Here is a 26086-nt window from a genome sequence, read left to right on the forward strand (position 1 = left end):
GCCTCAGGATTCAGCCGCGCCTTCGGTACGACTTTCGCGTACGCCTCTTCCGCTCTCGTACGGTCGAGATGCTCCTCCTCCACGATCAGACGAATCGTTTCCTCGCGATTCTCCGGCTTGAGCAGCCAGTCCGTCGCCACGACCCAGGCGCGGATAAAACGGATCGTGACGTCGCGATGCCCTTCGAGCCACGAGCGGTGCGTCCAGCCGCAGGTCAGCGGCCAATTGGAAACGTAATCCTCCGCGCGCGCGAGGAGGATACCACCAGACACAAAGGCTTTTTCCGTTGATGGCGGCGTCAGCATCGCTGCGGCGACCTTGCCCTGGAGAAACGCTTCGAGCCGTTTGGGCGAGCTGCCGATGATCGCGATCCGGTAATCGCTTTCGTTTATGCCGTGGCTGCGGAGAATTTTCATCCGGATGAGATCGAGATTCGAGTCGCCGGGATCGCCGGCGATTAGCTTGCCGCGCAGCGCATCTAAAGAAACTATGCCGGGTCTGCCGACGAGACTCGCCGTTAGGCCTTCTTCAGCTTGCAGGAAAAGAAGGTAGTCCATTCCATCCCGCGTCGTCCGCGCGATCATCGTGTCCGCGCTGCTGAGCGTAAAATCCCAACGTCCTTCGGCGATCCCGCGATTGTGATCCGGCGCGTAGGTCGCTTCGTCGAAGCGGACTTCGATCCCTTCCTTCTCGAAGTAGCCCTTGTATTGAGCCACCAGATGCGGCGGCCTCATGTGGTAGCCGGTAGTGCGAAGGATATCCATCGGAGTCAGCGAGAGGGACGGCGCCTGGCTGGAGAGTTGATCTCCTGGATGAACGAAACGAGCGGCCGCCCAAGCTCGGGGGCCGCACGCGATATGCCTAGGTGTACAATCTGTCGATGAACCCGCTATCGTCGATTTTTCTTAGATAGTGCATGTCCCAAAGAGACATGGGATTGACCTTCGCCGATTCCGGATCCTGACGCTTCGCCAGCTCGAAAACGTTCCGGATCGCGGGCAGTGAAGGATAAGGTTTTTTCTCCAGAATCGCGGCCAGTTCCTTGTAAACGTGTTCGACAACCTCTCTGTCCCAGCCTTGAGATCCATACTTCTTTTCCAGAATGGCGATGGTCTTTGCCTTCTGCGTTTTGAAAAAATGAGCACCCTCGATGATGCCCTTGAGTACCCGATCGACGATGTCGGGGTGTTTCTGGGCGAACGGCCAGCTCGTCGAGACGGTGGTGAACCAAATCATCGGCTGGAACGGAATGTCGATGACTTTGAGTCCCGCCCGCTTGGCGAAAAGGTCGTCCGGCGGGGTCACGAGCGCGCCGTCGAATTCTCCCGCCTTGACTCCTTCCCACGCGTCCTTGCTCTCGCTGCGCCACTTTTTCATCACGATGTCGCCGCGATCGACGTCGAGACCGTTCTCCTTAAGAAACAGCCAATTGTTGAGCCCGGGATGCTGTCCTTTATGGGAGACGACTTTGCCCTTGAGATCGGCGATTTTGTCGATGCCGGAATCAGGTTGCACGACGAGCCGGTGGTAGTTGAGATTGAGCGTCTGGCCGACGTAGAGCCACGGATCCCCCTTGAGGCGGGCGGCGTACGGCGAGAGATGATTGCCGCTGACGAATTCCACATCTCCTTTACCGACGCTTTTGTGGGAATCGTCCGCGCTGATAAAAAAATCGTAGTCGACGTCCAGGCCATGCTTCGCCCAGGCCCCGGATTCCTGCACCACGTGGAGAAAGGCCAGATGGCCGTCAGAACGATAAGGAAATTTGATCTTGTCCATGCTTCCTCCGAGAATTTTTTTGATATCCGCTATCCATCCCATTGTGGGTTTGCGTTGTCAAGCGGAGAGTCGGACGGCTTTGACTTCAGGAGCAAATCCGGATAAGTAAAACCCTAGAGCGTTGTAAGAAGTGAAACTGAAAATTATCAAAGTCAATATCCTGGGAAGAATTGCCGGGAAAGAGATGCACCCATAAGGGTGCATCTCTTTTTTTGAGCTGGCGGAGGTTTGGCCTTGCGCGAGCAAATAGAGATACTGGCTTCGCTGCAGAACGTGGACCGCGAGATCAAGGAGAAAAACGGCGCCAAGCAGGTGCTCTTGGAAGAAATCCGCAAGAGAGAAGACGAGCTCAAGATGAAACGGAACGCAGTAACGCAGCTCAGGGCCGAGTGGAAGGAAAAAGACAAACTCAGGCAGGAAAAAGAGCATTTGCTGCAGGACGAGGGCAGAAAGACGATGGAGAAGCGGATGCGCATGAACCGGATCAAGAATATCCGCGAGCTCCAGGCTCTTCAGCATGAGGTCGATCAGATCAAACAGGCCAATTCGCAGATCGAAGAGGAGCTGATCGGAATCCTGGAGGATTTGGAGGCGCGCGCGTCTATGCTTAAGGAAAAAGACGAAGAGATCAGCGGGCTCGAGCAAGCGTGGGGGGGGCAGAAGGCGGGATTGGAGGCGCGGGTGGCCGAGATCGATAAAGAGGTGGCGCAAACCTCCGCGGGCCGCCAAACCATCGCCGCGCAGCTCAACGGAGATCTCATCCAACGCTACGAGATGATTTTTTCGCGACGCGGCGGCATGGCCGTGGTGGCGATCTCGGACGGCATCTGTCAGGGCTGCTTCATGAACATCCCGCCCCAGCTCTCGAACGAGATCAGGAAAAGCGAAAGACTCCATCTTTGTCCGAGTTGTCACCGTATTCTCTACTACAAGCCTACTGTTTCCAACGACAAGCAGATCTAAATCCGATGGCAGGCGATCCCCAAGGGGAATGGCTGCTCATGGTGGACGGCGCGTCCCGCGGCAATCCGGGGGAGGCGGGCTCAGGCGCGGTGATCTTCGACGAAACCGGCAAAACCATCCGGGAACTCACCCGCTATCTGGGTCGCGCTACGAATAACGTGGCCGAGTACGAAGCGTTTCTGATGGGTCTCGAGGAGGTTCTGCGACTCGGAGGGAAGCGGCTGCGCGTCGAGAGCGACTCCGAGCTTTTGGTGCGCCAGTTGAACGGCGTGTACCGGGTCAAGGACGAGAAGTTGAGCCGGCTCCATCAAGAGGCGCAGGCGCTGTTGCGCCAGCTCGATTCGTATCGTATCATTCATGTCAGGCGCGAAAAAAATCGCGTCGCCGATCGATTGGCCAATCAAGCCATCGACGAAGCGCATTGAAAAGCTCCGAAAAACTTCTGATAGTCGGGCTAAAGCAGATCAAGCGATCGCTTCTCCAATGCCATTAACGTGGCATTGGGAGGAGAGGAAAGTCCGGACTCCACAGGACAGGGTGGCCGCTAACGGCGGCCCCGAGTGATCGGGGGAAAGTACCACAGAAAACATACCGCCGTCCGCCTCAAACGGAAGGTAAGGGTGAAAAGGTGAGGTAAGAGCTCACCGGTCCGCCAGTGATGGCGAACGCATGGCAAACCCCACCTGGAGCAAGACCAAATAGGAGGGTTGGGTGGTCCGCCCACAGCCCTCGGGTAAGGTCGCTCGACCCTGTGAGCAATTACAGGGCCAGATGAATGATCGCTGTGGTCTCTACTAGAGGCCATTACAGAATCCGGCTTATCGATCTGCTTTAGCCTGCTTTTTCCGGGGGTAGTAGTTTCCCGCGCCACAATTCCCGTCTACATCTTGCGACTTTCATAAATATTCACGTCGTTTATCGCAACATCTAGTGGCCGGGCCATCTCGCCTTGTAATAGCCGCATTTTGAGGCAGAATTTTTTTATTGACAGAAGCCCTACAGGAAGCTATAAATCGCGACTAAGTGGGATAAAGTGGTATGAACTCCCACAAATATCCAAGGCGTTGAAATGTTTCGTGGCAGCTTTGAACACACCGTCGATACGAAAGGTCGTTTAAGTATCCCGGCGAAATTTCGCGAGGTCTTGTTGGGGAAAGGTGATGACCGCATCATCATCACCAACTTCACAGTTGCTTCCACGCACTGCTTGGACGTTTATCCATTCGACGAATGGCTTCGCTTCGAGGAAGAGATCAAAAAAAAACCGAGATTCGATACGCGCATGGTGGACTTCCAAAATTATTATTTGAGCAGCGCGACCGAATGCGCTGTGGATAAACAGGGACGCATCCTCATCCCCCCGTTGCTCCGCAACTATGCCAATCTAAAACGCGACGTAGTCCTGGTTTCCGCGCTTGATAAATTTCGTGTCTGGGACAAAGAGGCATGGAAGAAGGTCTTTACCGAGGCCGAAGACAAAGTGGTGCAGGATCCTAATTACTTCGGCGATTTGGGATTCTAACTCTAACGGCCCGCGTCAGAGAGAAGCCGCGACGGGTCAAAGGAGAAGCGAATGCTGCAGCGAAAAATCATCCAGGATGTCTCGGTGATCGATATCAACGGCGACATCGATTTTCGTGAGATGATCCGAATCAAGGACGCCATTGGCTCCTTGATCGACCGTGAACAGACGAAAGTTGTTTTGCATCTGAAGGGCGTCGATCACATCAACTATCTCAGCATCGGAGTGTTGCTCGAGCGGCTAAAGGTTCTGCGCAATTTGAACGGCGATTTAAAGCTGGCGGGAATGACCCCCTACGTCCGCGACATCTTCAAGGTTGTCGGAATGGATCAATTCTTCGAAGACTATATGACACTGGAGGACGCCATCGACAGCTTCGACGACGATTGGGAAGGGGATGGAACGTTTCATTAATGGCGTACGCGCATGCGCCGGTGATGCTGCAGGAAGTTATGGAAATCCTGCGGCCCGAGGCGCGGAGAACGTATCTTGACGGCACTCTCGGCGGTGGAGGGCACAGCGAAAAAATTCTCGAGCTAAGCGGCCCGGATGGAAGGGTCCTTGGTTTGGATTGGGACGACGAGGCCGTCGCGGCGGCGCGCCGGCGATTGGAAAGATTCGGCGACCGGCTCGTGGTGCGGCGCGCGAGCTTCCGCGACGCGCGGGAAGTCTTGCGGCAACTCGGCTGGGAGCGCGTGCATGGCGTTTTGTTGGACCTCGGCCTCTCGTCGCATCACGTCGAGTCCGCCGATCGAGGATTCAGTTTTCAGGCGGAGGCCAAACTCGACATGAGAATGGACCGGCGACAAGCTCCCGACGCGAGCGAGATTGTCAACACGCTCCCGGTTCGAGAGCTGGCGCGGATATTGCGGGAGTATGGAGAAGAACCGCGGGCGCGGCGGATCGCCTTTGCGATCGAAACCGAGCGCAGGCGCGGCCGTATCGCGAGCACGAAAGAACTGGCGGATCTCGTGGCGCGAGTTGCGGGAAAAAAGCGCGGCCACATTCATCCCGCCACTAGAACGTTTCAGGCGTTGAGAATCGCGGTGAACCGAGAATTGGAAAACCTGCAGGGTTTTTTGGACGACGGCTATGAACTCCTACACCCGGGGGGGCGCATGGTCATCATCTCTTTTCATTCGTTGGAAGACCGACTGGTCAAACAGGCGTTTAGAAAATGGAGCCGGAGCTGCATCTGTCCGCCAAAAACTCCTATCTGCCGCTGCGGCTGGAGTCAAAAGGTGAGACTGTTGACCTCCACCCCGCGCACCCCGTCGGATTTGGAACTGCAGCAAAATCCGCGAGCGCGGTCGGCAAAGCTCCGCGCCGCCGAACGGATCTAAGAAAAATGGCGATAGCTCTGAGTAAAAAAATATGGGGGCTCGGTCTCCCCAAACGGCGACAGGCTGAACCGGCGCGGGTCTTCCGGCGCAGAAGACTGCTCTTGCCTGCCGTTCTCGGGGTCGGTTTGGTCGCCATGGCATTGCTGCATGTCTGGCTCCGGCTGCAGGTGGTTCATCTCGGCTACGTTCTTTCCACCATGAGCAAGCTGCAGAGCCAGCTCGAACAGGAAAATCGCGAGCTCAAGGTGGAGCTGGCGACGCTGACTTCGCCGGGGCGGCTCGAAGCGATGGCCCGCGCGAGATTGGGAATGACCGAGCCTCAGCGGGGTCAGGTGGTGGTTCTGCCGTGAGACGCTCGTTCGCGGGAGCCAAATTCCGCCTTGGGCTCGCGGGCGGATTCTTTTTGCTGATATTTTTGACGATCGCGCTGCGCGCGGTCCAGCTCCAGATCATCGAGGGAGAAAAGCTCAAGCAACTGGGCGAGAGACAACATCTCAAAGAATGGATCGTGCTTCCCAGACGGGGCACGATTCTTGATCGCTCGGGAGAGCCCCTGGCGCTGAGTTTGGAGGGCAAATCGGTTTATGCCCGTCCTCATCGCATCAAGGACCGGCACGCCGTAGGCAGCAGCCTCGCGCAAGCGCTGGCGCTCGACGCGGCGGAGGTGATCGCGAAGCTCGCTACGGATAAGCCGTTCGTGTGGATCAAGCGCCAGGTCGCGCCCAAGCAAGCCGAGCGGGTTCAAGCCCTCAATCTCGAAGGCGTGGGAATTTACGACGAGCCCAACCGCTATTATCCACAAGGCCAGCTTGCGGGACAGGCGATCGGATTTGTCGGCCGGGATTCGCAGGGGCTGGAAGGCGTCGAGATGCAATACGACCATTACCTCCGCGGCGAGAGCGGCTCGCCGCTCGTCGAGCGCGACGCATTGGGACGCCGCGTCCTCGTGCACGGCGTGGAAGGGCTCCAGATCCCGCCGGGCTCCGACCTGCAGTTGACTCTGGATACTTCGATCCAGCACCTGGCCGAGCGCGAACTGGAAGCCTCCGTCGCCAAGTACCGGGCCAAGGCGGGAATCGCCGTCGTCGTGGAGCCGTTCACCGGCGAAGTCCTGGCGCTCGCCAATTATCCATTATTCAACCCCAACAGCTTCAGCCGCCAATCGTCGCAGCAACGGCGCAACCGCGCGGTGACCGACAGCTTCGAACCCGGATCCACTTTCAAGACCATTCTCGCCGCCGCCGCGCTCGAAGAAGGAGTTGTCGGCAAGGAAGATCTTTTTTACTGCGAGTACGGCAAGTATTCATTTGCCGGCAAGACCATTCACGACACGCACGAGTACGGCTGGCTTCCCTTCTCCAAGATCATCCAATATTCTAGCAATATCGGCGTGACCAAAGTGGCCGAGAAACTCAACAAGGACCGCTACTCGAAATATATTGATAAATTCGGTTTCGGTCAGCCGAGCGGCATCGACCTGCCGGGAGAGGCCGCAGGCGCCGTCCGGCCCGCGGCCAAATGGGCCGCGATCGATCTCGCCACGCATGCTTTCGGCCAGGGAATTTCGGTAACCCCCATCCAACTGGTCATGGCTTATGGCGCGATCGCTAACGGCGGTTTCCTCATGCGGCCATTCGTCGTGCGCCGAGCCGTCGCGCCCGACGGCCGCGTTCTGTGGGAGAACCAGCCGCACGTCGTGCGCCGGGTCATCTCGCAATCAACGGCCCGCGTGCTCACCTCTATTCTCAAAGGCGTGGTCGACGAAGGCGGCACGGGCGTCATGGCCGGCGTGGAAGGATTCGAAGTCGCGGGCAAAACCGGCACCGCGCAAAAACCCGATCCGGCGCGCGGCGGATATTCCAAGAAGAGAATCGCCTCGTTCATCGGTTTTGTCCCCGCGGATGAGCCCCGCCTCGTTATGTTGGTGATTGTGGACGAGCCTGAGACGTCCGTTTACGGCGGCACGGTCGCGGCCCCGGCATTCCGCAACATCGCCGCAGCGAGCCTGCAGCGTCAGGCGGTGGCGCCGGACAAAATGCAAGCTACGCTTCCGGCGGCGCAGCACGCGGCGGCGCGGGCGGAGCGCAGAGTCGAGCGCGTCGCGGCGCGGGAAGACGGCGGTCCGGAGGTGCCGGACTTTATCGGCCTCAGTCTCCGCGAAGCGGTGGAGAAAGCCAGAACGCTCAAGATCAAAGTCGAGATGCGCGGCAACGGGTACGTAATAAAGCAGGCGCCTCTTCCGGGCGCCGGCTGGGGGAAAGACGAGATACTGACCCTCAACCTGCAAGGCTGACGATCATGCGTCTCAGCGAACTCGTGCAGGCGGGCGAGGTGGAAGAGAGCAAAGGCGATCTTAATCGCGCGATTGCAGGGCTCGCGTACGACTCGCGGCAGGTCAAGAAAGACTTTGTCTTTTTTGCCGTGCCGGGAGCGCGGACCGACGGGCATGAGTTTATCAAAGACGCTTTCGCGCGCGGCGCCGCCGCCGTCGTCGTCGAGCGCAAGATCGGGTCTCCTGTTAACTGCGCGTGGATCCGAGTGCGGAGCGTCCGACGCGCCATGGGGACATGGGCGGCCCGGTTCTATGATTATCCCAGCCGGCGCGTGGCGCTCGTCGGCGTCACGGGAACCAACGGCAAGACCACGGTGACCTACCTACTGGAATCGATCTTTCGCGCCGCCGGGATAGCCGCCGGAGTCGTCGGGACGGTCAATTACCGTTACCGGGATTGCGTTCTCCCCGCGCCCCATACGACGCCCGAGTCGGTCGATCTCCAACGCCTGCTCGCGGAAATGGCCGCCGCCGGCGTGGACAGCGTCGCGATGGAGGTCTCTTCACACGCGCTCGAACTCGAGCGCGTGCGCGGCCTCGATTTCGACGCGGCGATTTTCACCAATTTGACGCGCGACCATCTCGATTTTCACCTCGACATGGAGCATTATTTCCTGAGCAAGAGCAAGTTCTTTACCGATTACCTGCCGTCGAGCGCCAAGAAGGAAAAATCCGCCGTCATCCACGGCGGTGATCCCAAAGGACGCGAGCTGCTGGAAAAAATCGCCAGCCTCGGCGTTCGGCCGGTGAGCTACGGCCACGCGCCGGAATGGGACGTCCATCCGGTCGCAGTCAAGGGCGATCTTGACGGTCTTCGCGGCAAGCTCCAGATAGGCGAGCGCGCGGTTGAATTTTCCTCGGCGCTCGTCGGCGCCGTCAATCTGGAAAATATTTTGGCCGCGGCGGCGGCCGGCTACGCTTTGGGGCTCAAGCCGGAAGCTATCTCCGGCGGCATCGCGCGGCTCGCGACCGTTCCCGGGAGGCTGGAGAAAGTCGAGAACAGCCGCGGCGTTTCCATCCTGGTCGATTACGCCCACACGCCCGACGCGCTCGAAAGGGCGCTCACTCTTCTCAAGCCGCTTGCGAAGGGCAGGCTCATCGCCGTTTTCGGCTGCGGCGGCGACCGCGACCGCGGCAAGCGTCCGCTCATGGGCGAAGCCGCCGGGCGCCTCAGCGACGTCGCTGTTCTCACCTCGGATAATCCGCGCAGCGAAGATCCGCTCAAGATCCTTGAAGAGATTGAAGTGGGGGTTCGTCGTACAGACATGAAAAGAGTTTCGGTTCCGAATCCAAAATCCAAAATCCAAAATCCAAAATCGGAGCGCGGTTATTTCGTCGAGCCGGATCGCCGGGCGGCGATTGGTTTCGCGTTGAGTCGCGCACGCGCGGGCGATCTGGTCCTGATCGCCGGGAAGGGCCACGAGGACTATCAGATTCTGGGCGCGAAGAAGATTCATTTCGACGATCGGGAAGTGGCAAGAAAGGAGCTGCAGAAACTGAGTTCTTAGTTGTCAGTTTTTAGGTAATTAAAAACTTGAAACTCAAAATTAAAAACTCATGAATGCATTTTTAGATGTGGAGCCTGGAAGAGATATTAATGGCTACAGGCGGGAAATTGATCCGGCAAGGCGCGCGTAGCGTCTTCGGCGAAATCGTGACGGATTCGAAGAGCGCGAAAAAAGGTTCCGTGTTTGTCGCGCTCAAAGGCGCGAGGTTCGACGGCCACCGTTTCCTCGGCGATGCCGCGCGGCGCGGCGCGGCGTGTCTACTGGTTCACAAGCGGCCCGTGGCCGGCGGCGCCCTCGGCGGCGCGGCGGTGGTCCGGGTCAAGGACACGCTGGAAGCCCTCGGCCATCTCGCCCATTACCGGCGCACCGTCGTCGCGCCCAAGGTTCTCGCCATCACGGGGTCGAACGGCAAGACGACGACGAAGGAGATGGTCGCGGCGATCCTCCAAAGCGCGTCGCTCGACGGCCAACGGCTCAAGGGAAAAGTTTTAAAGACCGAAGGCAATTTCAACAATCTCGTCGGCCTGCCGATGACGCTGCTCCGCCTTCGAGGCCGTGAGAAGGTCGCGGTCGTGGAAATGGGGACGAGCACTCCCGGAGAGATCGCGCGACTTTGCAGGATCGCCGAGCCCGACATCGGCCTCATCACCTCGGTCGCCCCGGCGCACCTCAGCGGCCTCAGGACCGTCGCCGGCGTGGCACGGGAAAAGGGACAGCTCTTTCGCGGCATACGCTCCGGCGGCGTCGCCGTCGTGAACGCCGACGATCCGTGGACGCGACGCCTGGGCGCGAGGTTCAAAGGAACGAAAATCACCTATGGAAAAAGCGGCGCGGTTAGGGCGGAGGGCTGGCGATCTCTCGACGCCGGCGAATCCCGCTTTACGCTACGAGTCCAGCGGCAACGCGAGCCCGTCCGTCTGCGATTCTCCGGCGCGCACAATCTCTCCAATGCGCTGGGCGCGGCGGCGATGGCCCATGGACTGGGAGTCGATATCGCGGCGATCCGCGCGGGCTTGGAATCGGCGCGGCCTTTTGCCATGCGCATGGCGGTCGAGCGCTGGCGCGGCGTCGGCGTCATCAACGACGCCTACAACGCCAATCCGGCCTCGATGGAGGCGGCGCTCAAAACGCTCGGCCAATTAAAAGCCAAGGGGAAAAAGATCGCGGTCCTCGGCGATATGCTCGAGCTCGGCGGCGAAGCGCGGGAGCGCCATCGCGCGCTCGGCCGCCAGGCGGCGGCGTGCGGCGTGGACCGTCTTTATTTGCTCGGGTCGCAGGCCCGCGCGGTCGCAGCAGGCGCGCGGCGCGCCGGCATGGACCAGGATCGGATAACGATCGGAAAAAATCACCGCCACCTTGCGGGGCTCGTCCGAAAACACGCGCGGCGCGGCGACTGGATTCTCTTCAAAGGCTCGCGCGGCATGAAGATGGAAAACGTGCTCGCGGCGCTGAGAGACAAGGAAGCGTGATCTTTGCTTTATTATTTTCTCTATCCCCTGCACACGACCTACTCGGCGTTCAACGTTTTTCGCTACATCACCTTCCGCGCCGCGATGGCCGCGCTGACGGCGCTGTTGATCTCGTTTCTGTTCGGACCGTCGTTGATCCGCTCGCTCTCCGCCATGCAGATGCGCCAGCCGATTCGCGACGACGGCCCGGCGGGGCACGCGGTGAAGGCGGGGACACCGACCATGGGCGGCGTGCTCATCATCCTCGCGCTGTTCTTCGCCACCGTGATGCTGGCCGATATCGGCAATCCTTACATCACCATCGCCGTGCTGGTGACGGCGGGATTCGCCGTGATCGGATTTATCGACGACTCGCTCAAGCTGCAACAAAAAAGCAGCCGCGGCCTGCCGGCACGGGTCAAATTCCTGCTCCAGATGCTCGTCGCGCTCGTCGCCGCGATCATGCTCTATCGCCAGCCTTTTTTCAGCAGCGTGCTGGCGGTTCCGTTTCTGAAGAACGTCCGCCCGGACCTCGGCATCTGGTACATCCCCTTTTCGATGCTGGTCGTCGTCGGCGCCTCCAACGCCGTCAACCTGACCGACGGTCTCGACGGTCTCGCGATCGGACCGGTGATGATTTCGGCGGGAACCTATGGCTTGATCGCCTATGTGACCGGCCACAAGGCTTTGGCCGAATACCTGCAGATCCCGTACGTGCCCGGCGTCGGCGAGCTCACCGTCTTTTGCGCCGCCGTCGTCGCCTCGGGGCTCGGCTTTCTCTGGTTCAATGCTTATCCGGCGCAGATGTTCATGGGCGACGTCGGCTCTCTCGCTCTGGGCTCGGCTCTGGGCATCGTCGCCGTCATGACCAAGAACGAAATCCTTTTGATTATCGTCGGCGGCATCTTCGTGATCGAGGCCCTGTCGGTGATCTTTCAGGTGGCGTCTTACAAGCTCCGGCGCAAGCGGGTCTTTCTGATGGCGCCGATCCACCACCATTACGAGCTCAAAGGATGGCCCGAGCCTCAGATCATCGTCCGTTTCTGGATCATCTCGATCATCTGCTCGCTGATCGCGCTCAGCACGTTGAAGCTCAGATGAAGAAGACCTTGGATGGAGTTGAAGGGAAAAAAGGTGATGGTGCTCGGTGCGGCGCGAACCGGCATTGCAACCGCTCGGTTTACCGCGCAACGCGGAGCGGAGGTTCTCGTTACCGATCGCAGAAGCGGAGCCGAGCTTAGCGGCGAAATGAAAGCTCTCGCCGGCTTGCCGATTCGTTTTCTACTCGGCGGCGAAGATCCGGCGTGGGTGGAAGGAGTCGATCTCGTGATCCCGAGTCCGGGCGTGCCGCAGGAAAATCCGCTGCTTCGAGAGGCCGGCCGGCGCGGCATCGAGATCCTGAGCGAGATCGAGTTGGCGTATCGTTTTATCCGCGCGCCTTTGATTGCGATCACCGGCACCAACGGCAAGAGCACGACGACGGCGCTCGTCGGAGAGATGCTCAAGGCCGGCGGCTTCAATATTTTTGTCGGCGGCAATATCGGCGCGCCGCTGATCGGCTTCGCCGGCGGCGATTGGGATTGGGGCGTGGTGGAGGTCAGCAGCTTTCAGCTCGAGTGGGTGGAAGAATTCCAACCGAGGATCGCGGCGCTTCTCAATCTGACCGAAGACCATCTCGACCGCTATACGACCTTTCAAGCTTACTGCGAGGCCAAGGAGCGAATCTTCGACGCGCAGAACGACGACGACATCGCGATACTCAATCACGACGACCCTCGGGTCTGGTCCATGAGAGAGCGCATCTGCGCGCGCGTCGTTTCCTTCGGCTGGGAAGCCGTGAACGACGGCGTCTTTGCCGCGAAGGAAGAAATCGTTTGGCGGAGCGCCGGCCAACAGGAGCGCTTCTCGCTGGCGCGCGCCAAGATCCAGGGAGTGCACAACGTCGAGAACCTGATGGCCGCGATCGCGGCTGCCGGGGCGGCCGGCGTTCCCTCGGCGGCGATCCAAAAAGTCATCGACGGTTTCGCCGGCCTCGAGCACCGTCTGGAATTCGTGCGCGACAAAAACGGCGTCCGCTACTTCAACGATTCCAAGGGCACCAACGTCGGCGCTGTGGTGAAGTCGCTGGCCGGTTTTTCTTCGCCGGTGCTGCTCCTGGCTGGCGGCGTCGATAAAGGCGGAGACTATGGGCCCTTGGAAAAAGAAGTCCGGCGCACGGTTAAAAAGCTCATTCTCTTCGGCGCGGCCAAGGAAAAGATCTGCGCCGCGCTGGGGCACCTGACCGAGACCGTCCTCGTGGAAGATCTCGCGGCGGCGGTGCGCGACGCCGACCAGAGCAGCCGCTCGGGCGACGTCGTGCTGCTCTCTCCCGCCTGCTCGAGTTTCGACATGTTTCGCGACTACACGGAAAGGGGAAAGCGATTCAAGGCGTTGGTTCAAGAATTGTAAGAAACGGCGTCGCCGTCGACCCGTGGATCTTCTTTGCCGTGACCGCCCTTTTAGCGGTCGGCATCACGATGGTGCTCAGCACCAGCTATCTTTATGCCCAGGAGCGCTTCGGCGACGGCACCTACTTTTTCCGCAAGCAGTTCATCGCCGTCGGCCTCGGGCTCGTGGGACTTTTCATTGCCGCGCTGATTCCGCCTCCGGAGTACCGGCGCTTTGCCTATCCGCTGCTGGGTCTCGTCCTGGTTTTGTTGATTCTGCTCCTGGTACCGGGCATCGGCCTGGTGCGCGGCGGCGCGCGCCGCTGGCTCGGCATCGGCGGCTTCGCGTTTCAGCCCGCCGAGCTGGCGAAGCTCGCGCTCGTGCTTTATCTGGCGCACTCGCTGGCGAAAAAATCCGACAAGATCGCCAGTTTTTCCATCGGCGTGCTGCCGCATCTGGTCGTCGGCGGACTTTTCCTCGGGCTGATCGTCATGGAGCCCGATCTGGGCACGGCGGTAACGCTCGGCCTGCTCCTCTTTCTCATGCTCTTCGTCGCCGGCGTCAAGCCGGTGCATCTCGGGCTGGTCGTATTAGCTGCGCTGCCGGTCGTCGCCTTCACGGTAACGGGCGCTGAGTACCGCATACGGCGACTGATGACGTTTATGGATCCGTGGGCGGATGCTTCGAAGAGCGGCTTTCAGATCATTCAGTCTTACATCGCGTTCGGCTCGGGCCAATTGTGGGGCCGCGGCCTCGGTGAGAGCCGCCAGAAGCTTTTTTATCTGCCGGAGGCGCATACCGATTTTATTTTTTCCGTCATCGGAGAGGAGATGGGGCTTTTGGGCGCGCTCGCCGTGTTGGCGCTCTTCGCCGTCATCATCCTGCGCGGGCTCAGCCTGGCGGGCAGGATCGAGGATCCATTCAGCCAACACCTGGCGTTTGGGCTCACGACTCTCCTCGCGCTCCAGGCCTTGATCCACATGAGCGTCGTCATGGGACTGATGCCGACCAAGGGGCTGGTGCTGCCGTTTATCAGCTACGGCGGCTCGGCGATGGTGATCAACCTGATCGAAGCGGGCATGTTGCTCAGTTTATCGCGCGGGAGACGTTGAGAATGAGAGTGATCATGGCCGGCGGGGGAACCGGAGGTCACCTCTTCCCCGGCCTGGCCGTGGCGCATGAATTTCGCAAGCGGGACGCCATGACGGAGATTTTGTTTGTCGGCACGAAGATAGGGATCGAGGCCCGGGCGGTTCCGGCCGCGGGTTTTCCCCTCGAGACGCTGCCGGTGAGAGGACTCAAGGGCCGCGGGCTCCGCGGCATGATGCAAGCGATGTACGGCATCCCGGCCGGATTTTTTCGCTCGCTCGGGATCCTCAAGCGGTTCCGGCCCGATTGCGTCATCGGACTCGGCGGCTACGCGTCCGGACCTTTATTGGTTGCGGCCAGGACGAAAGGAATTCGTCTAGCGGTGATGGAGCAGAACCTGCGCCCCGGACTCACCAATAAAATTTTGGGGAAAATCGCGGACCGGATCTTTACCGCGTTCGCCGGCGCCGCCGGTTTTTTTCCCGCGGGCCGCGTGGTCGAGACCGGAAATCCCGTGCGCTGGGGAAAACTCCCTGAAGTGAGGAAGGACGCCAAGTTCACGGTGCTCATTTTCGGCGGCAGCCAGGGCGCGCGCCGTATCAATCAGTCGGCCGTCGAGATGCTCAAGAGCCTGCAAGATTTGGATGCGGAGATTCGGATCGTTCATCAGACCGGCGAGGCGGATCTCAAATGGGTCAAAGCCGCGTACGCCGCTGTGTCGTTTGAAGCCGAAGTGGTTCCGTTCATCGGTGCGATGGACGAGGCGTACGCGCGCGCGGATCTCGTCGTCTGCCGGGCGGGGGCGGCGACGCTCGCCGAGCTTACGGTCTTCGGCAAGCCGGCGATTCTAATTCCTTATCCATACGCGGCCTACGATCACCAGCGCCTGCAAGCGGAGGCGCTCCGCGACCACGGCGCGGCCGAAATGATCCTCGACCGGCAACTCGACGGCGGCAAGCTGGCAGCGCGCATTCGCGCTCTGTATCAGGACCGCGCGCGGCTTGCCGTCATGGCGCGCGCGGCCGAACGGCTCGGCCGCCCGGACGCGGCAAAAAAAATCGTCGATGAGTGTTACGCGTTGGTGAAGAATTCAGAATCCAGAATTCAGAAGCCAGAAGCGGGGAGGGGATTCTGACTCCTGGCTCCTGGATTCTGAATACTAGAGAGAAATGTTTGAGAAAAAACACCGGGTCCACTTCGTCGGGATCGGCGGCATCGGCATGAGCGGCATCGCCGAAGTTCTCCTGAATCTCGGCTATTCGGTCACCGGCTCGGATCTGCGCAAGAGCGAGGCGACCGAGAGGCTCAGCTCCCTCGGAGCGAATATTTCCCTCGGCCACCGCGATGCCAATCTCCGCGGCGACCCGTCGGTCGTGGTGATCTCCACCGCCGTTAAATTCTCCAATCCGGAGGTGCTCGAGGCGCGCCGGCGCAATATTCCCGTCATACCGCGCGCCGAGATGCTGGCCGAGCTGATGCGGATGAAATACGGCGTCGCCGTCGCCGGCAGCCACGGCAAGACGACGACGACTTCCATGATCGCCGCCATCCTCAGCGCCGCCGGCCTCGATCCCACGATGGTCATCGGCGGCCGAGTCCGGTCGCTCGGCAGCAACGCCAAGCTGGGGCAGGGAGATTTTCTGGTCGCCGAAGCGGACGAGAGCGACGGGACTTTTCTTTTACTCTCGCCGACCATCGCCGTCGTCACCAACATCGACCGCGAGCATATGGATTTTTACCAGACGATGGATCGTCTCACGGAGAGCTTTCTCGAATTCATCAACAAGATTCCCTTCTACGGCCTCGCCGTTCTCTGCCTCGACCATCCCAACGTGCGCGCGCTGTTGCCCAAGGTCAAAAAGCGCTACGTCACCTACGGATTTTCTCTCGAGGCCGAGTACATCGCTGAAGACGTGAAGCTGCACCCCATGGGCGTCGAGTTTTCGGTCCGGCGCGGCGCGACGAGCCTGGGGCTGCTGCGGCTCCGGTCTCCGGGGCGCCACAGCGCGCTCAACGCTCTGGCCGCCATCGCCGCCGCCCAAGAGCTGGAAATTCCTTTTGACAGAATCGCGGCGGGGCTGGAGTCCTTCACGGGTATTCACCGGCGCTTCGAAGTCAAAGGCGAGCCTCGAGGGATTCTCGTCATCGACGACTACGGCCATCATCCGGTGGAAGTCCAGGCGACGATCGAGGCGATTCGCGAGAGCTGGAACCGGCCGCTCACGGTTATCTTTCAGCCGCACCGCTACAGCCGGACGCGCGATTTGTTCGACGACTTTCTCGCGTCGTTCGACAAGGCGGACCGCCTGCTCTTGACGCAAATTTATGCCGCCGGCGAAGAGGCGATCGCAGGCACGTCCGGGAAGTCGCTCTATCAAGCGATCAAGCGCCGCGGTCACCTCGAAGTCGAATACGTCGCCAATAAGGAGGAGATGGTCGAGCGCCTGTTGCCGAAGCTGCAATCGGGAGACATCGTGCTCACGCTCGGCGCGGGCGACATCTATAAGGTGGGAGAGAAATTGGTGGAGGCGCTGCAGCGATGAATGAGGTAGGGCAACTGCGCGTCTCGGGCGCCGAGTCTTCCGGCCGCGGCCGATATGGCAGTGGCTTGAACGAAGCCTTCACGTCTCTACGTCCGCGGCCTTCAGGCTCGCCGCCCTCGCCGCACCGACAGTCGTGCACTGAGGTAAGTCTTAAATGGTGCCGATGAAAAAAGAAGAACATGAAACCGAGCTGGTTCAAAAATTGAACCTTGTTCCCGGTTTGAAAGTGAAATCCAACGAGCCATTGGCTCGCTACACGACGATGAAGATCGGCGGGCCCGCCGACTATTTTATCGACGTGGAAACGAGCCGGGCGCTGATCGAAACGCTGCGCCTTCTGGACGTTCATAAAATTCCTTTTTGCCTTCTGGGCAAGGGCAGCAACGTTCTCGTGAGCGACCTCGGCGTGCGCGGCGCGGTGCTCCGTTTGGGCGGAGAGTTCAAGCGCGTCTCGTGGCGCGAAGAAGGAGAGCGCGCGCTGGTGGACGTCGGCGCCGCTTACGCCGTTACGCAGCTCGTGCGCGAGGCCGCGCGCCGGGGCTACGGCGGCTTGGAGTTCGCCGAAGGGATACCGGGAAGCGTCGGCGGGGCGTTGGTGATGAACGCGGGCGCCTACGGCTCGGAGATGGAAAAGATCGTCGAGCGAGTCGATGGCGTGACACTCAAAGGCGCCGTCGCTTTTCAGCGCGACCAGATGGTCTTCACCTATCGCGATTCTAATCTCCCCGCGGGAACCATTGTGACGGCAGTACGCATGAAGCTCCAAAAGCGAGACGCGGAAGAGGTGAGCACGAAGGTGCGCGAGCTGGTGGGTAAGAGAAAGCAGAGCCAGCCCTCCGGCTATCCCAATTCGGGGTCGATGTTTCGCAATCCGCCGGGGGATTTCGCCGGCCGGCTGATCGAAGCCGCAGGTTTGAAAGGCAAGCGCATCGGCAACGCGGAGATTTCGGCGCGCCACGCCAACTTTATGGTTAATCTGGGCGGCGCGCGCGCCGCGGACGTCAAGAGTCTCATGGACCTGGCGCAATCGGCGGTGAGAGAAAAATTCGGCGTCGAGCTTTCTCCCGAGGTCAAGTTCCTCGGAGAGTGGCCGGTGGAGCGGCGATCGACATGAAATTTTTTTCCTCGCTTCGAGGCAACAAAAAAGCCGAGGCCAAGGGCGGGCGGCTCCGCCTGGCGATCGAGATGGCTCTGGGTCTCATCCTCGCGGCGCCGCTGCTCTACGTGGACTGGCCGCGCGCGATCGAAATCGCGCGCCGGACCGAAGACGCGGTTCTCGACCACGAGCTTTTCTCCGTGCACGAGATCAAGGTGAAAGGCGGAGAAAAAGTGGGCGGCAGCGAGATCGTCGCGATGGCCGGCTTGAGCCAGGGCGTGAGCATCTGGAGAGTCGATCCCGCCGCGATCGAAAAAAAAGTGGCGCGCCACCGATGGGTGGGCCGGGTTCTCGTGCGCCGGGAATTTCCCCGCCGCGTGGTGATCGAGGTCGAAGAGCGTGAGGCCAAGGCGATTGCCGCCCTGGGCAAGCTCTACTACGTCGATCGCGACGGGTACATCTTCAAAGCGGTGGAAGAGGGCGAGCGGACGGACTTTACGCTGCTAACAGGCCTCAAGCAGGAGGATCTCCGCTATCCGACTTCCTTTACTACCCGGCAGAGGATTCAGGAGGCGCTCGGCTTGAACGATCTCATGGCCAAGGACGCCTTCGCGCTTTCTGAAATTCACTTTCTGCCGGGGGAAGGACTGATCGTCTATCCCGTCGGCCGCCGGGTCGCGCTGTCCATGGGGTCGGGAAACTGGGAAGACAAGCTCAAGCGTCTCGCGCGCGTTCTGGAGCTGTGGAAAGGCAACGAAGATCGCCTGGCGATTTTGGATTTGAGCTTTCGCAACCAGGTGATCGCGCGGCTACGGAAAGGATGAAGGATGACCCATTCGATTGCACTCAGGGTCATGGTGAGGAAACTCGAACCATGAGGGATGAAGGATGAAATCAGGAGGAATTGAGCAAAAACGTTATGGGTAAGAGAAACAGCCTTGTCGTCGGCTTAGATATCGGGACTTCTAAAGTGTGCGCGATCGTCGGCGAGATGACGGAGCGCGGCGTCGAGGTGATCGGCGTCGGCTCCCACCTATCCCAAGGCCTGCGCAAGGGCGTCGTGATCAACATCGAAAGCACGGTGGAATCGATCAAGAAGGCGGTCCAAGAAGCCGAGCTGATGGCCGGTTGCGAGATCAATTCCGTCTTCACGGGGATCGCCGGCGGGCACATCAAAGGCTTCAACAGCCACGGCATCGTCGCGGTCAAAAATAAAGAGGTGACCGACCGCGACCTCGAGCGCGTGATCGACGCGGCCAAAGCGGTGGCGATCCCGATGGACCGCGAAGTGCTGCACATCCTGCCGCAGGACTACATCATCGACGAGCAGGACGGCATCAAGGAGCCGCTCGGGATGTCCGGCGTGAGGTTGGAGGCGAAAGTTCACATCGTCACCGGCGCCGTCACCTCGGCGCAGAACATCGTCAAGTGCTGCAACCGCACCGGCCTCAACGTCGCGGACATCGTGCTCGAGCCGCTCGCCTCCGCGGAAGCGGTGCTGACCTCCGAGGAGAAAGAGCTGGGCGTGGCGCTGGTCGACATGGGCGGCGGCACGACCGATATCGCGCTGTTTCACGACGGCTCGGTGAAGCACACGGCGGTGCTCGCCATCGGCGGCAATCATCTGACGAGCGACATCGCGGCCGGGCTGCGCACGCCGATCGGCGAGGCGGAGCGGATCAAACAAAGATACGGCTACGCGCGCACGAACATGGTCACCCGCGACGAGCGGGTGGAGGTGCCGAGCGTGGGCGGGAGAAGCGCCCGGACCATCTCGCGGCAGATTTTGTGCGAGATCATCGAGCCGCGCCTCGACGAGATTTTCCAGTTAATCCGCCGCGAGATCGCCAAATCCGGTTACGACGGGTCGCTGGCGTCGGGCGTCGTGATGACCGGCGGATCGACGCTGCTACCGGGAATGGTGCAGATGGCGGAAGAGGTGATGGGCATGCCCACGCGTCTCGGAGTGCCGATGCACGTGGGCGGGCTTACCGACGTCATCTCCAGTCCGATTTACGCCACCGGCGTCGGCCTGGTGCTCTACGGCATGAAGCGGCAGGACAAAAACTTTTTCCGCATCCGCGACGACAACATCTTCGGCAAAGTCAGGGGTCGAATGGTGGATTGGTTCAGCGAGTTTTTTTAAACGGGTTATAAGTTTTTTAACGAAAAGGAGGAAATTTATGTATGAGTTAGTCGAGCACGTTCAATTGGGCGCGCACATCAAGGTGATCGGCGTCGGCGGCGGCGGGGGAAACGCCGTCAACACGATGATCACGGGCAAGCTCAGCGGCGTGGATTTCATCGTGGCCAATACCGACGCGCAGGCGATCGAGGCCAACCGCGCGACGGTCAAGCTTCAGCTCGGAGAGCAGATCACCAAGGGGCTCGGCGCCGGCGCGAACCCGGAGATCGGCCGGCGCGCGGCGATGGAGGACGAAGCCAAGCTGCGCGAATACCTGGCGGGAGCGGACATGATCTTCATCACCGCCGGCATGGGCGGCGGCACCGGCACCGGCGGCGCGCCGGTGATCGCCAAGATCGCGCACGAGATCGGCGCGCTCACCGTCGGCGTCGTCACCAAGCCTTTCATGTTCGAGGGCAAAAAGAGAATGCGCCAGGCGGACGAGGGGATTCACGAGCTGAAAGCAAACGTCGATACGCTGATCGTGATTCCCAATCAGCGGCTGCTGAGCATCGCGGCGCGGACGACGACGATGCTCGAAGCGTTCCACAAGGCGGACGACATCTTGCTCCAGGCCGTGCGCGGCATCTCCGACCTCATCATGACGCCCGGACTGATCAATCTCGATTTCGCCGATGTGCGCACCGTGATGGCGGAAATGGGGTTGGCGCTCATGGGCGCGGCCACCGCGTCGGGAGAAAATCGCGCCATCGAGGCGGCGCAGAAGGCGATCTCCAGCCCGCTGCTCGAAGACATCTCGATTCACGGCGCGCGCGGGCTGCTCATCAACATCACCGGCAGTCCCGATCTGGGACTCCACGAGGTGAACGAGGCGGCGACGATGATTCAGGAGGAAGCGCACGACGACGCCAACATCATCTTCGGCGCGGTGATCGACGAGCGCATGAAGGACGAGATCCGCGTGACGGTGATCGCGACCGGCTTCGGCGAAAAAGAAGAGCGCCGCCACCAGCACCAGCCGCTCGGCAGCCTCGCCGCGGCCAATGCCGCCGGCAACCGCGGCAAAAAGATCGTCCATCTCGGAACCATCGTCGACGATCTCGAAGCGCCCACCTGGCAGCGCAAGAAGGGCGGCGAGGAGAGCGAGCCGGCGCCGGTGGAAAGAGCCGCCGTCCAGTTCAGCAAGGAAGACGACGACCACTTCGACATCCCGACGTTCTTGAGAAGACAGATGGACTAGCTGCACCGTAAGGCAGTAGGCAGAAGGCAGTAGGGGCGCGATTCATCGCGCCCTCTTAGAGGTGGAGTCAGCCTGCCGTCTACGGCTTAACGCCGAAGCTGGTTTTCAGTTTCTTTTCCCGCTTGAACCTCTCCAGGGCGAGCTGGATCAGGCGGTCGATCAGCTCGGTGTAGGAGAGGCCGCTGGCTTCCCACATCTTCGGGTACATGCTGATCTTGGTGAAGCCGGGGATGGTGTTGATCTCGTTGACGATGACTTCTTGACCGTTGCGCAGGAAAAAATCCACGCGCGCCATGCCTTCACAGTAAAGCGCTTTGAACGTCTTGATCGCGATCCGCTGAACTTCTTTGACGACGCCGTCGGGAAGCTTCGCCGGGATCTCCAGCGCGGCGCCGTTCTCGTCAAGATACTTCGCTTCGTACGAATAAAACTCGTGCCGCGTGATGATCTCGCCCGGCAGCGAGGCGATGGGATCTTCGTTGCCGAGGACGGAGCACTCAATCTCTCGCCCCTGAATAAATTCCTCGACTAAGATCTTTTGATCGTAGCGAAACGCGTCCGCGATCGCGGCGGCGAACTCGCGCTCGTCCTTGACCTTGTGGATGCCCACCGATGAGCCGAGGTTGGCGGGCTTGATAAAGAGCGGCAGGCCCAGCTCGCGCTCGGCGGCGGCGAAATCGAGCTGCTTCCGCTCCGAGCTATGCACCGCGACGAAACGGGCGATGGGAATGCCGGCGTCCCGGAGCAGGCGCTTCATCGCGTCCTTGTCCATGCCGACCGCCGAGCCCAGAACGCCGGCGCCGACGAACGGCAGGTCGGCCATCTTGAGAAGTCCCTGGACCGTCCCGTCTTCGCCGTAGGTGCCGTGCATGATCGGAAAGACCACGTCCACGGGTTTTTCGGCGCGGCGGCCCGAGAGACGGAGCCATGGCTTCGTCTTGTTGCCCGGAACCAGAGCCATGGCGTTCTGCGCGCGGTCGAACCTGATCGCCCTCGGCCGGTCCGCCTTCTGAAGCAGCTTCGGGTCGTCGTTGAAGTACCACTTGCCTTTCTTGTCGATGCCGACCAAAGTCACTTCGTATTTTTTCTTGTCGATCGCTTCGACGACGTTTTTGGCGGAGATGAGGGAGATCTCATGCTCGGCGGATTTGCCTCCGAACAGAACGGCGACGCGGATTTTTTTTGCCATGCCGGAGTGTTTTCTAAGGCCGATGCCAGAGGAGGGCGACTAAGATTTTTTCGCCGGCGGAGCGGCAGACTCCACGGTTTTAACGACCTTGCCGGGATACTGCCTCTTTTCGAACTTGAGGACGAAGTACTTCGCTTTCACCGGGTCGCCTTTATTGTCGAACGCGATCGAGCCGGTGACGCCCTTGTAGTTGATCTTTCTTACGGCAGCAGAGACTTGCTTGCGATCAGGTTTTTTGCCGCCGAGCTCCTTGATGGCATTTTCGATCGCCGCGATGCCGACCGCAGCGGCTTCGTAGCCGTACAGCCCGAACGGCTCAATCTCTTTGCCGAAGCGTTGCTTGTATCTTTTCGCCAACGCAGCCGCCTCGGGGGAAGAGTCCGTGGGCGGGGCCACCGTGGTGTAGTAAGATCCGACGACGGCATTGCCGGCGATCTTGGCCATCTCGGAGGAGTCCAGTCCGTCCGGTCCCATGAACGCAGCCTTCACGCCCTTTTCCCGCATTTGCTTGAGTAGTAGTCCTCCCTGATGATAAATGCCGCCGAAGTAAACGAGATCCGGATTTTTTGCCTTCAGCGGAATAATCAGTGGGCCAAAATTGGTCCGCTCCTCCGTGCCTTCAAAAGCGAGAACCTGAATGCCCAGTTTTTTCGCCTCATCGCGAAAGTTTTGCGCTACGCCCTGGCCGTAATCCGTCTTGTCTTGAATGATGTAAACGGTTTTTGCCTTTAGATCTTCGGCGGCGAATCGGGCGCCGACCGGACCCTGGACGTCGTCGCGGCCGCAAACCCGGTTGACGTTGGGATAACCCCGGTCGGTGATGTCGGTGGCCGTATTCGCCGGGGAGATCATCGTGAGCATGGATTCTTTGTAAACGTCGGAGGCGGGGCGGGCGACGCCGGAGTTGAAGTGGCCGACGATCAAGAGAACGTCGGGATCGGCTGCGGCGTTCCTGGCGTTGGCGACGCCGACTTCCGGTTTCGCCTGGTCGTCCATCGGGACAAACATCAGGTCATACCCCAGCGCCTTCAGCCGCTTGCTCGCGTCCTCGACGGCGAGCTGCGCGCCCAATTTTATATGCTCGCCGAGTCCCGCCTGCTCGCCGGAGAGCGGGCTTTGGCTGACGATCTTGATCCGGCCTTTTTGGGCCCAGGCTTCGGGCGGAATTACGGAATTAAAAAGCAGGAATGAGCCAAGAACGAAACCGAGTGCCATGCGCGCTTTCATAGGCGTTCTCCTCTCCGGAGATTTTTACGCTAAGCACTCGCGGGAGTCAACGCGAAGGGAAATGGAGGATTGAGACTTTTAAGGAACCAGCAGTGCGTCGACCGACCAGAGGCCTCCGCCGTCGATCACGAGCGCGACGGCCATCGCGAGGAACGCGAGATTGGCTTCGATGCCGTGACCCTTGCCCGGCTTCAACTCCCAGTTGATGAAGAAACCCTCTTTCCAGTGGACGGTGGCGATCGCGCCGACCATCACAACGGCTACGGCTAGCGCCGCGAGACGAGTGAGAAAGCCCACGATGAGGCCGATGCCGCCAAGGAACTCGAAGAAGCACACCAGGTAAGCGATCGGAACCGGCAGGCCCATCGAGGTCATGAAGCCTACCGTGCCCTTCAGCCCATGGCCGCCATACCAGCCCAGAACTTTTTGCGCGCCGTGGGCGAAAAAGATGATGCCCAGCACTATGCGCAGAAGAAAAAGAGAAAAAATCGGCTCGGTTGCAAATAGGATCTCCATAGTCCCCTCCTCCCCTCGAAATCTAATCTGAGTGTGATCATGTTCGCTTTACAAACGTCCCTTCCTGGTATTCCTTAAACGCGGTTTCGAGCTCTTCCTGCGTATTCATGACGATCGGACCGTACCAGGCGATCGGTTCGTCGAGCGGTTTGCCGGCGACGAGCAGGAAGCGGACGGGCTTTTTGTCTGTCGACACGGCGATGCTGTTGCCGGGCCCGTAGAGCACGAGCGTGCCTTCGCCGTGCGCGCCGGGCGTTTCGCGATCGAAGGCGCCGGTCGTGTCGAAATAACCTTCGCCTTCGACGACGTAGGCAAAGACCGTGTGGGCCGGCTTTACCAAATGCGCAAACGACTTGCCGGCCGGCAGCGATACGTCGAGAAAAACCGGCTCGGTCACGATTTCCTTGACCGGCCCCTGGACTCCCTCCACTTCGCCCGCGACGACGCGCACCGTCGCGCCATCGGCGGTTTTCACCTGGGGAATCTCGCCTTGTTTAACTTCCCGGTGCCTTGGATCCATCATCTTCTGGCGCGCGGGGAGGTTCGACCAAAGCTGAAATCCCCACATCTCTCCCTTACGGTTTCCCTTGGGCATCTCCTGATGAATGATGCCGCTTCCCGCCGTCATCCACTGGACGTCGCCCGCCGAGATGATCCCGCGGTTGCCAAGACTGTCGCCGTGCTCCACGTCGCCGTCGAGGATATAGGTGATCGTCTCGATGCCGCGGTGCGGATGCCAGGGGAAGCCGCGCTTGTAATCCTCCGGATTCTCGGAGTGAAACGCATCGAGGAGGAGGAAAGGATCGAGCTGGGGAGTTTCGTTGAAGCCGAAGGCGCGCTTGAGACGCACGCCGGCGCCCTCCCTCGTCGGTTGGCTCTGCCAGATTTTCTTGATTTTGCGGTTGTGGGTATCGCTCGCCACGATGGGTGCTCGCTTTGCCATTTGCCGTTGTACCACCTTTCTTCCTATAAGTTCCAAGTCGCCGCCGCGTTCAACCCATCGTCATCCGCACTCCCAGCTCATCCAGGTGATGCAGCATGTCGGAGGGATCCTGGTAGACGCGGTATGCGCCGGCGCGCTCGAGCTCGTCCTGGCCGTAGCCGCCAGAGAGCAAACCGACTCCCAGCGCTCTCGCGCGGCGCGCGGCGAGCAGATCCCACACGCTATCGCCGACGACAAAAGCATCGTCGATCTTTACCCCGAGGCGTTCCGCCGCCGCAAGAAATAAATCCGGATCGGGCTTCGCGTGCTCAACTTGATCGCGCGTGACCACGGGAACTTTGGGGCTCACGCCGAGAATCTTCAACGTAGGGCCGGCGCTCTCCATCCGCCCGCTGGTGGCAATCGTCCAGGGAACGCCGACGGCCGTAAGATGTGCCAGCAGCTCGCGCGCCCCGGGCAGGACGCGGACGTGCGCCACCTGACGCGCATAGGCCTCGGCATGAACTCGCTGCAGATGCGCGGCTTCCTTCGCGTCCACTCGATGTCCGGTTTCAGCCAGAATCGCATTTGCCAGCAAGCCGCCGCTCATGCCGATGCGGCGATGGATGCGCCAGACCGCCAGCTCGATGCCCGCGTCTTCCAGCGCTTCGCGCCAGGCGAGGACGTGCTGGTAGACGCTATCGACGAGCGTGCCGTCGAGATCGAACAAAAAAGCGGGACCGCCTGATCGGTTGTTCATACCACCAGTATATCGGGTCATTCACACTCGAAAAGG

At 60.3% G+C, this 26086-nt stretch carries 25 protein-coding genes and 1 other RNA gene; 19 read left to right on the forward strand and 7 right to left on the reverse strand.

The window, feature by feature from the left end:
- Together VGL70_23180 and VGL70_23185 are read right to left on the reverse strand one after the other, a co-directional pair.
- On the reverse strand, nucleotides 1-764 hold a 764-nt coding region (locus VGL70_23180), incomplete at its 3' end, for an ABC transporter substrate-binding protein (GenBank protein ID HEY3306435.1).
- Between the two features lie 97 nt (nucleotides 765-861).
- Entirely contained in the window at nucleotides 862-1779 is a 918-nt protein-coding gene (locus VGL70_23185; GenBank protein HEY3306436.1) for an ABC transporter substrate-binding protein, read from the reverse strand.
- A 234-nt stretch (nucleotides 1780-2013) separates the two neighbouring features.
- Here VGL70_23185 and VGL70_23190 point away from each other — a divergent pair, with 234 nt between their 5' ends.
- The 19 genes from VGL70_23190 (at nucleotide 2014) to ftsZ (ending at nucleotide 21436) form a co-directional block, all read left to right on the forward strand.
- Nucleotides 2014-2742, forward strand: a complete 729-nt coding sequence (locus VGL70_23190; GenBank protein ID HEY3306437.1) for a C4-type zinc ribbon domain-containing protein — start codon at nucleotides 2014-2016, stop codon at nucleotides 2740-2742.
- Between the two features lie 5 nt (nucleotides 2743-2747).
- A complete protein-coding gene (locus tag VGL70_23195; protein ID HEY3306438.1) occupies nucleotides 2748-3167 on the forward strand; it encodes a ribonuclease HI family protein in 420 nt (139 codons plus the stop codon).
- Between the two features lie 31 nt (nucleotides 3168-3198).
- Nucleotides 3199-3579, forward strand: an RNA gene (gene rnpB / locus VGL70_23200) — RNase P RNA component class A.
- 232 nt (nucleotides 3580-3811) lie between these two features.
- Nucleotides 3812-4264: a division/cell wall cluster transcriptional repressor MraZ gene (gene mraZ, locus VGL70_23205; GenBank protein ID HEY3306439.1), complete on the forward strand. Its 453-nt coding sequence runs from the start codon at nucleotides 3812-3814 to the stop codon at nucleotides 4262-4264.
- 51 nt (nucleotides 4265-4315) lie between these two features.
- Nucleotides 4316-4678 (forward strand): STAS domain-containing protein, encoded by a 363-nt coding sequence (locus tag VGL70_23210; GenBank protein HEY3306440.1) that lies wholly within the window; start codon nucleotides 4316-4318, stop codon nucleotides 4676-4678.
- The gene (gene rsmH / locus VGL70_23215) at nucleotides 4678-5607 is read left to right on the forward strand and encodes a 16S rRNA (cytosine(1402)-N(4))-methyltransferase RsmH (protein HEY3306441.1); all 930 of its coding nucleotides are present in this window, start codon (nucleotides 4678-4680) and stop codon (nucleotides 5605-5607) included. Before VGL70_23210 ends, rsmH begins: the two co-directional genes overlap by 1 nt.
- A 5-nt stretch (nucleotides 5608-5612) precedes the next feature.
- Complete coding sequence (locus VGL70_23220; protein ID HEY3306442.1) at nucleotides 5613-5957, forward strand: cell division protein FtsL; 345 nt, start codon at nucleotides 5613-5615, stop codon at nucleotides 5955-5957.
- A 53-nt stretch (nucleotides 5958-6010) separates the two neighbouring features.
- Nucleotides 6011-7900 (forward strand): penicillin-binding protein, encoded by a 1890-nt coding sequence (locus VGL70_23225; protein ID HEY3306443.1) that lies wholly within the window; start codon nucleotides 6011-6013, stop codon nucleotides 7898-7900.
- A 5-nt stretch (nucleotides 7901-7905) separates the two neighbouring features.
- On the forward strand, nucleotides 7906-9447 hold the full coding sequence (locus VGL70_23230; GenBank protein HEY3306444.1) for a UDP-N-acetylmuramoyl-L-alanyl-D-glutamate--2,6-diaminopimelate ligase: 1542 nt from the start codon (nucleotides 7906-7908) through the stop codon (nucleotides 9445-9447).
- Between the two features lie 89 nt (nucleotides 9448-9536).
- A complete protein-coding gene (murF, locus tag VGL70_23235; GenBank protein ID HEY3306445.1) occupies nucleotides 9537-10916 on the forward strand; it encodes a UDP-N-acetylmuramoyl-tripeptide--D-alanyl-D-alanine ligase in 1380 nt (459 codons plus the stop codon).
- 3 nt (nucleotides 10917-10919) lie between these two features.
- The gene (mraY, locus tag VGL70_23240; GenBank protein HEY3306446.1) at nucleotides 10920-11996 is read left to right on the forward strand and encodes a phospho-N-acetylmuramoyl-pentapeptide-transferase; all 1077 of its coding nucleotides are present in this window, start codon (nucleotides 10920-10922) and stop codon (nucleotides 11994-11996) included.
- Nucleotides 11997-12008: 12 nt separating this feature from the next.
- Nucleotides 12009-13343 carry a UDP-N-acetylmuramoyl-L-alanine--D-glutamate ligase gene (gene murD, locus VGL70_23245; GenBank protein HEY3306447.1) on the forward strand — a complete coding sequence of 445 codons (1335 nt, stop codon included), beginning with the start codon at nucleotides 12009-12011 and terminating at the stop codon, nucleotides 13341-13343.
- Nucleotides 13344-13369: 26 nt separating this feature from the next.
- A complete protein-coding gene (gene ftsW, locus VGL70_23250) occupies nucleotides 13370-14434 on the forward strand; it encodes a putative lipid II flippase FtsW (protein ID HEY3306448.1) in 1065 nt (354 codons plus the stop codon).
- A gap of 2 nt (nucleotides 14435-14436) precedes the next feature.
- Nucleotides 14437-15546, forward strand: a complete 1110-nt coding sequence (murG, locus tag VGL70_23255; protein ID HEY3306449.1) for an undecaprenyldiphospho-muramoylpentapeptide beta-N-acetylglucosaminyltransferase — start codon at nucleotides 14437-14439, stop codon at nucleotides 15544-15546.
- 34 nt (nucleotides 15547-15580) lie between these two features.
- On the forward strand, nucleotides 15581-16954 hold the full coding sequence (gene murC / locus VGL70_23260) for a UDP-N-acetylmuramate--L-alanine ligase (GenBank protein HEY3306450.1): 1374 nt from the start codon (nucleotides 15581-15583) through the stop codon (nucleotides 16952-16954).
- A gap of 163 nt (nucleotides 16955-17117) precedes the next feature.
- Nucleotides 17118-18068, forward strand: coding sequence for a UDP-N-acetylmuramate dehydrogenase (murB, locus tag VGL70_23265; GenBank protein HEY3306451.1), 951 nt, complete (start codon nucleotides 17118-17120; stop codon nucleotides 18066-18068).
- Nucleotides 18065-18874, forward strand: a complete 810-nt coding sequence (locus VGL70_23270; GenBank protein ID HEY3306452.1) for an FtsQ-type POTRA domain-containing protein — start codon at nucleotides 18065-18067, stop codon at nucleotides 18872-18874. Before murB ends, VGL70_23270 begins: the two co-directional genes overlap by 4 nt.
- A 95-nt stretch (nucleotides 18875-18969) precedes the next feature.
- Nucleotides 18970-20196, forward strand: coding sequence for a cell division protein FtsA (ftsA, locus tag VGL70_23275; GenBank protein ID HEY3306453.1), 1227 nt, complete (start codon nucleotides 18970-18972; stop codon nucleotides 20194-20196).
- 37 nt (nucleotides 20197-20233) lie between these two features.
- Nucleotides 20234-21436, forward strand: a complete 1203-nt coding sequence (gene ftsZ / locus VGL70_23280; protein ID HEY3306454.1) for a cell division protein FtsZ — start codon at nucleotides 20234-20236, stop codon at nucleotides 21434-21436.
- 79 nt (nucleotides 21437-21515) lie between these two features.
- Here the strand turns inward: ftsZ and ddlA are convergent, their stop codons facing one another.
- The 5 genes from ddlA to VGL70_23305 all read right to left on the reverse strand — a co-directional run bounded on the left by ddlA (nucleotide 21516) and on the right by VGL70_23305 (nucleotide 26050).
- The gene (gene ddlA, locus VGL70_23285; protein HEY3306455.1) at nucleotides 21516-22625 is read right to left on the reverse strand and encodes a D-alanine--D-alanine ligase; all 1110 of its coding nucleotides are present in this window, start codon (nucleotides 22623-22625) and stop codon (nucleotides 21516-21518) included.
- A gap of 39 nt (nucleotides 22626-22664) precedes the next feature.
- The gene (locus tag VGL70_23290) at nucleotides 22665-23852 is read right to left on the reverse strand and encodes a branched-chain amino acid ABC transporter substrate-binding protein (protein ID HEY3306456.1); all 1188 of its coding nucleotides are present in this window, start codon (nucleotides 23850-23852) and stop codon (nucleotides 22665-22667) included.
- Between the two features lie 78 nt (nucleotides 23853-23930).
- Nucleotides 23931-24368, reverse strand: a complete 438-nt coding sequence (locus VGL70_23295) for a DoxX family protein (GenBank protein ID HEY3306457.1) — start codon at nucleotides 24366-24368, stop codon at nucleotides 23931-23933.
- Nucleotides 24369-24405: 37 nt separating this feature from the next.
- Nucleotides 24406-25311: a pirin family protein gene (locus tag VGL70_23300; GenBank protein ID HEY3306458.1), complete on the reverse strand. Its 906-nt coding sequence runs from the start codon at nucleotides 25309-25311 to the stop codon at nucleotides 24406-24408.
- A 49-nt stretch (nucleotides 25312-25360) separates the two neighbouring features.
- Complete coding sequence (locus tag VGL70_23305) at nucleotides 25361-26050, reverse strand: HAD family hydrolase (GenBank protein HEY3306459.1); 690 nt, start codon at nucleotides 26048-26050, stop codon at nucleotides 25361-25363.
- Between the last annotated feature and the right edge of the window lie 36 nt (nucleotides 26051-26086).

It is taken from the genome of Candidatus Binatia bacterium, from assembly GCA_036504975.1.
Lineage (GTDB): Bacteria > Desulfobacterota > Binatia > UBA9968 > UBA9968 > JAJPJQ01.

Excerpts from the sequence above, each read along its gene's own strand:
- murD (HEY3306447.1), top strand. The coding sequence starts at position 12,009 with ATGGAGTTGAAGGGAAAAAAGGTGATGGTGCTCGGTGCGGCGCGAACC.
- VGL70_23210 (HEY3306440.1), top strand. The coding sequence starts at position 4,316 with ATGCTGCAGCGAAAAATCATCCAGGATGTCTCGGTGATCGATATCAAC.
- VGL70_23305 (HEY3306459.1), bottom strand. The coding sequence starts at position 26,050 with ATGAACAACCGATCAGGCGGTCCCGCTTTTTTGTTCGATCTCGACGGC.
- murG (HEY3306449.1), top strand. The coding sequence starts at position 14,437 with ATGAGAGTGATCATGGCCGGCGGGGGAACCGGAGGTCACCTCTTCCCC.
- VGL70_23230 (HEY3306444.1), top strand. The coding sequence starts at position 7,906 with ATGCGTCTCAGCGAACTCGTGCAGGCGGGCGAGGTGGAAGAGAGCAAA.
- VGL70_23195 (HEY3306438.1), top strand. The coding sequence starts at position 2,748 with ATGGCAGGCGATCCCCAAGGGGAATGGCTGCTCATGGTGGACGGCGCG.
- ftsZ (HEY3306454.1), top strand. The coding sequence starts at position 20,234 with ATGTATGAGTTAGTCGAGCACGTTCAATTGGGCGCGCACATCAAGGTG.
- VGL70_23185 (HEY3306436.1), bottom strand. The coding sequence starts at position 1,779 with ATGGACAAGATCAAATTTCCTTATCGTTCTGACGGCCATCTGGCCTTT.
- VGL70_23290 (HEY3306456.1), bottom strand. The coding sequence starts at position 23,852 with ATGAAAGCGCGCATGGCACTCGGTTTCGTTCTTGGCTCATTCCTGCTT.
- murB (HEY3306451.1), top strand. The coding sequence starts at position 17,118 with ATGAAAAAAGAAGAACATGAAACCGAGCTGGTTCAAAAATTGAACCTT.
- ddlA (HEY3306455.1), bottom strand. The coding sequence starts at position 22,625 with ATGGCAAAAAAAATCCGCGTCGCCGTTCTGTTCGGAGGCAAATCCGCC.
- rsmH (HEY3306441.1), top strand. The coding sequence starts at position 4,678 with ATGGCGTACGCGCATGCGCCGGTGATGCTGCAGGAAGTTATGGAAATC.
- murC (HEY3306450.1), top strand. The coding sequence starts at position 15,581 with ATGTTTGAGAAAAAACACCGGGTCCACTTCGTCGGGATCGGCGGCATC.
- mraZ (HEY3306439.1), top strand. The coding sequence starts at position 3,812 with ATGTTTCGTGGCAGCTTTGAACACACCGTCGATACGAAAGGTCGTTTA.
- VGL70_23295 (HEY3306457.1), bottom strand. The coding sequence starts at position 24,368 with ATGGAGATCCTATTTGCAACCGAGCCGATTTTTTCTCTTTTTCTTCTG.
- murF (HEY3306445.1), top strand. The coding sequence starts at position 9,537 with ATGGCTACAGGCGGGAAATTGATCCGGCAAGGCGCGCGTAGCGTCTTC.
- VGL70_23300 (HEY3306458.1), bottom strand. The coding sequence starts at position 25,311 with ATGGCAAAGCGAGCACCCATCGTGGCGAGCGATACCCACAACCGCAAA.
- ftsA (HEY3306453.1), top strand. The coding sequence starts at position 18,970 with ATGGGTAAGAGAAACAGCCTTGTCGTCGGCTTAGATATCGGGACTTCT.
- VGL70_23220 (HEY3306442.1), top strand. The coding sequence starts at position 5,613 with ATGGCGATAGCTCTGAGTAAAAAAATATGGGGGCTCGGTCTCCCCAAA.
- VGL70_23270 (HEY3306452.1), top strand. The coding sequence starts at position 18,065 with ATGAAATTTTTTTCCTCGCTTCGAGGCAACAAAAAAGCCGAGGCCAAG.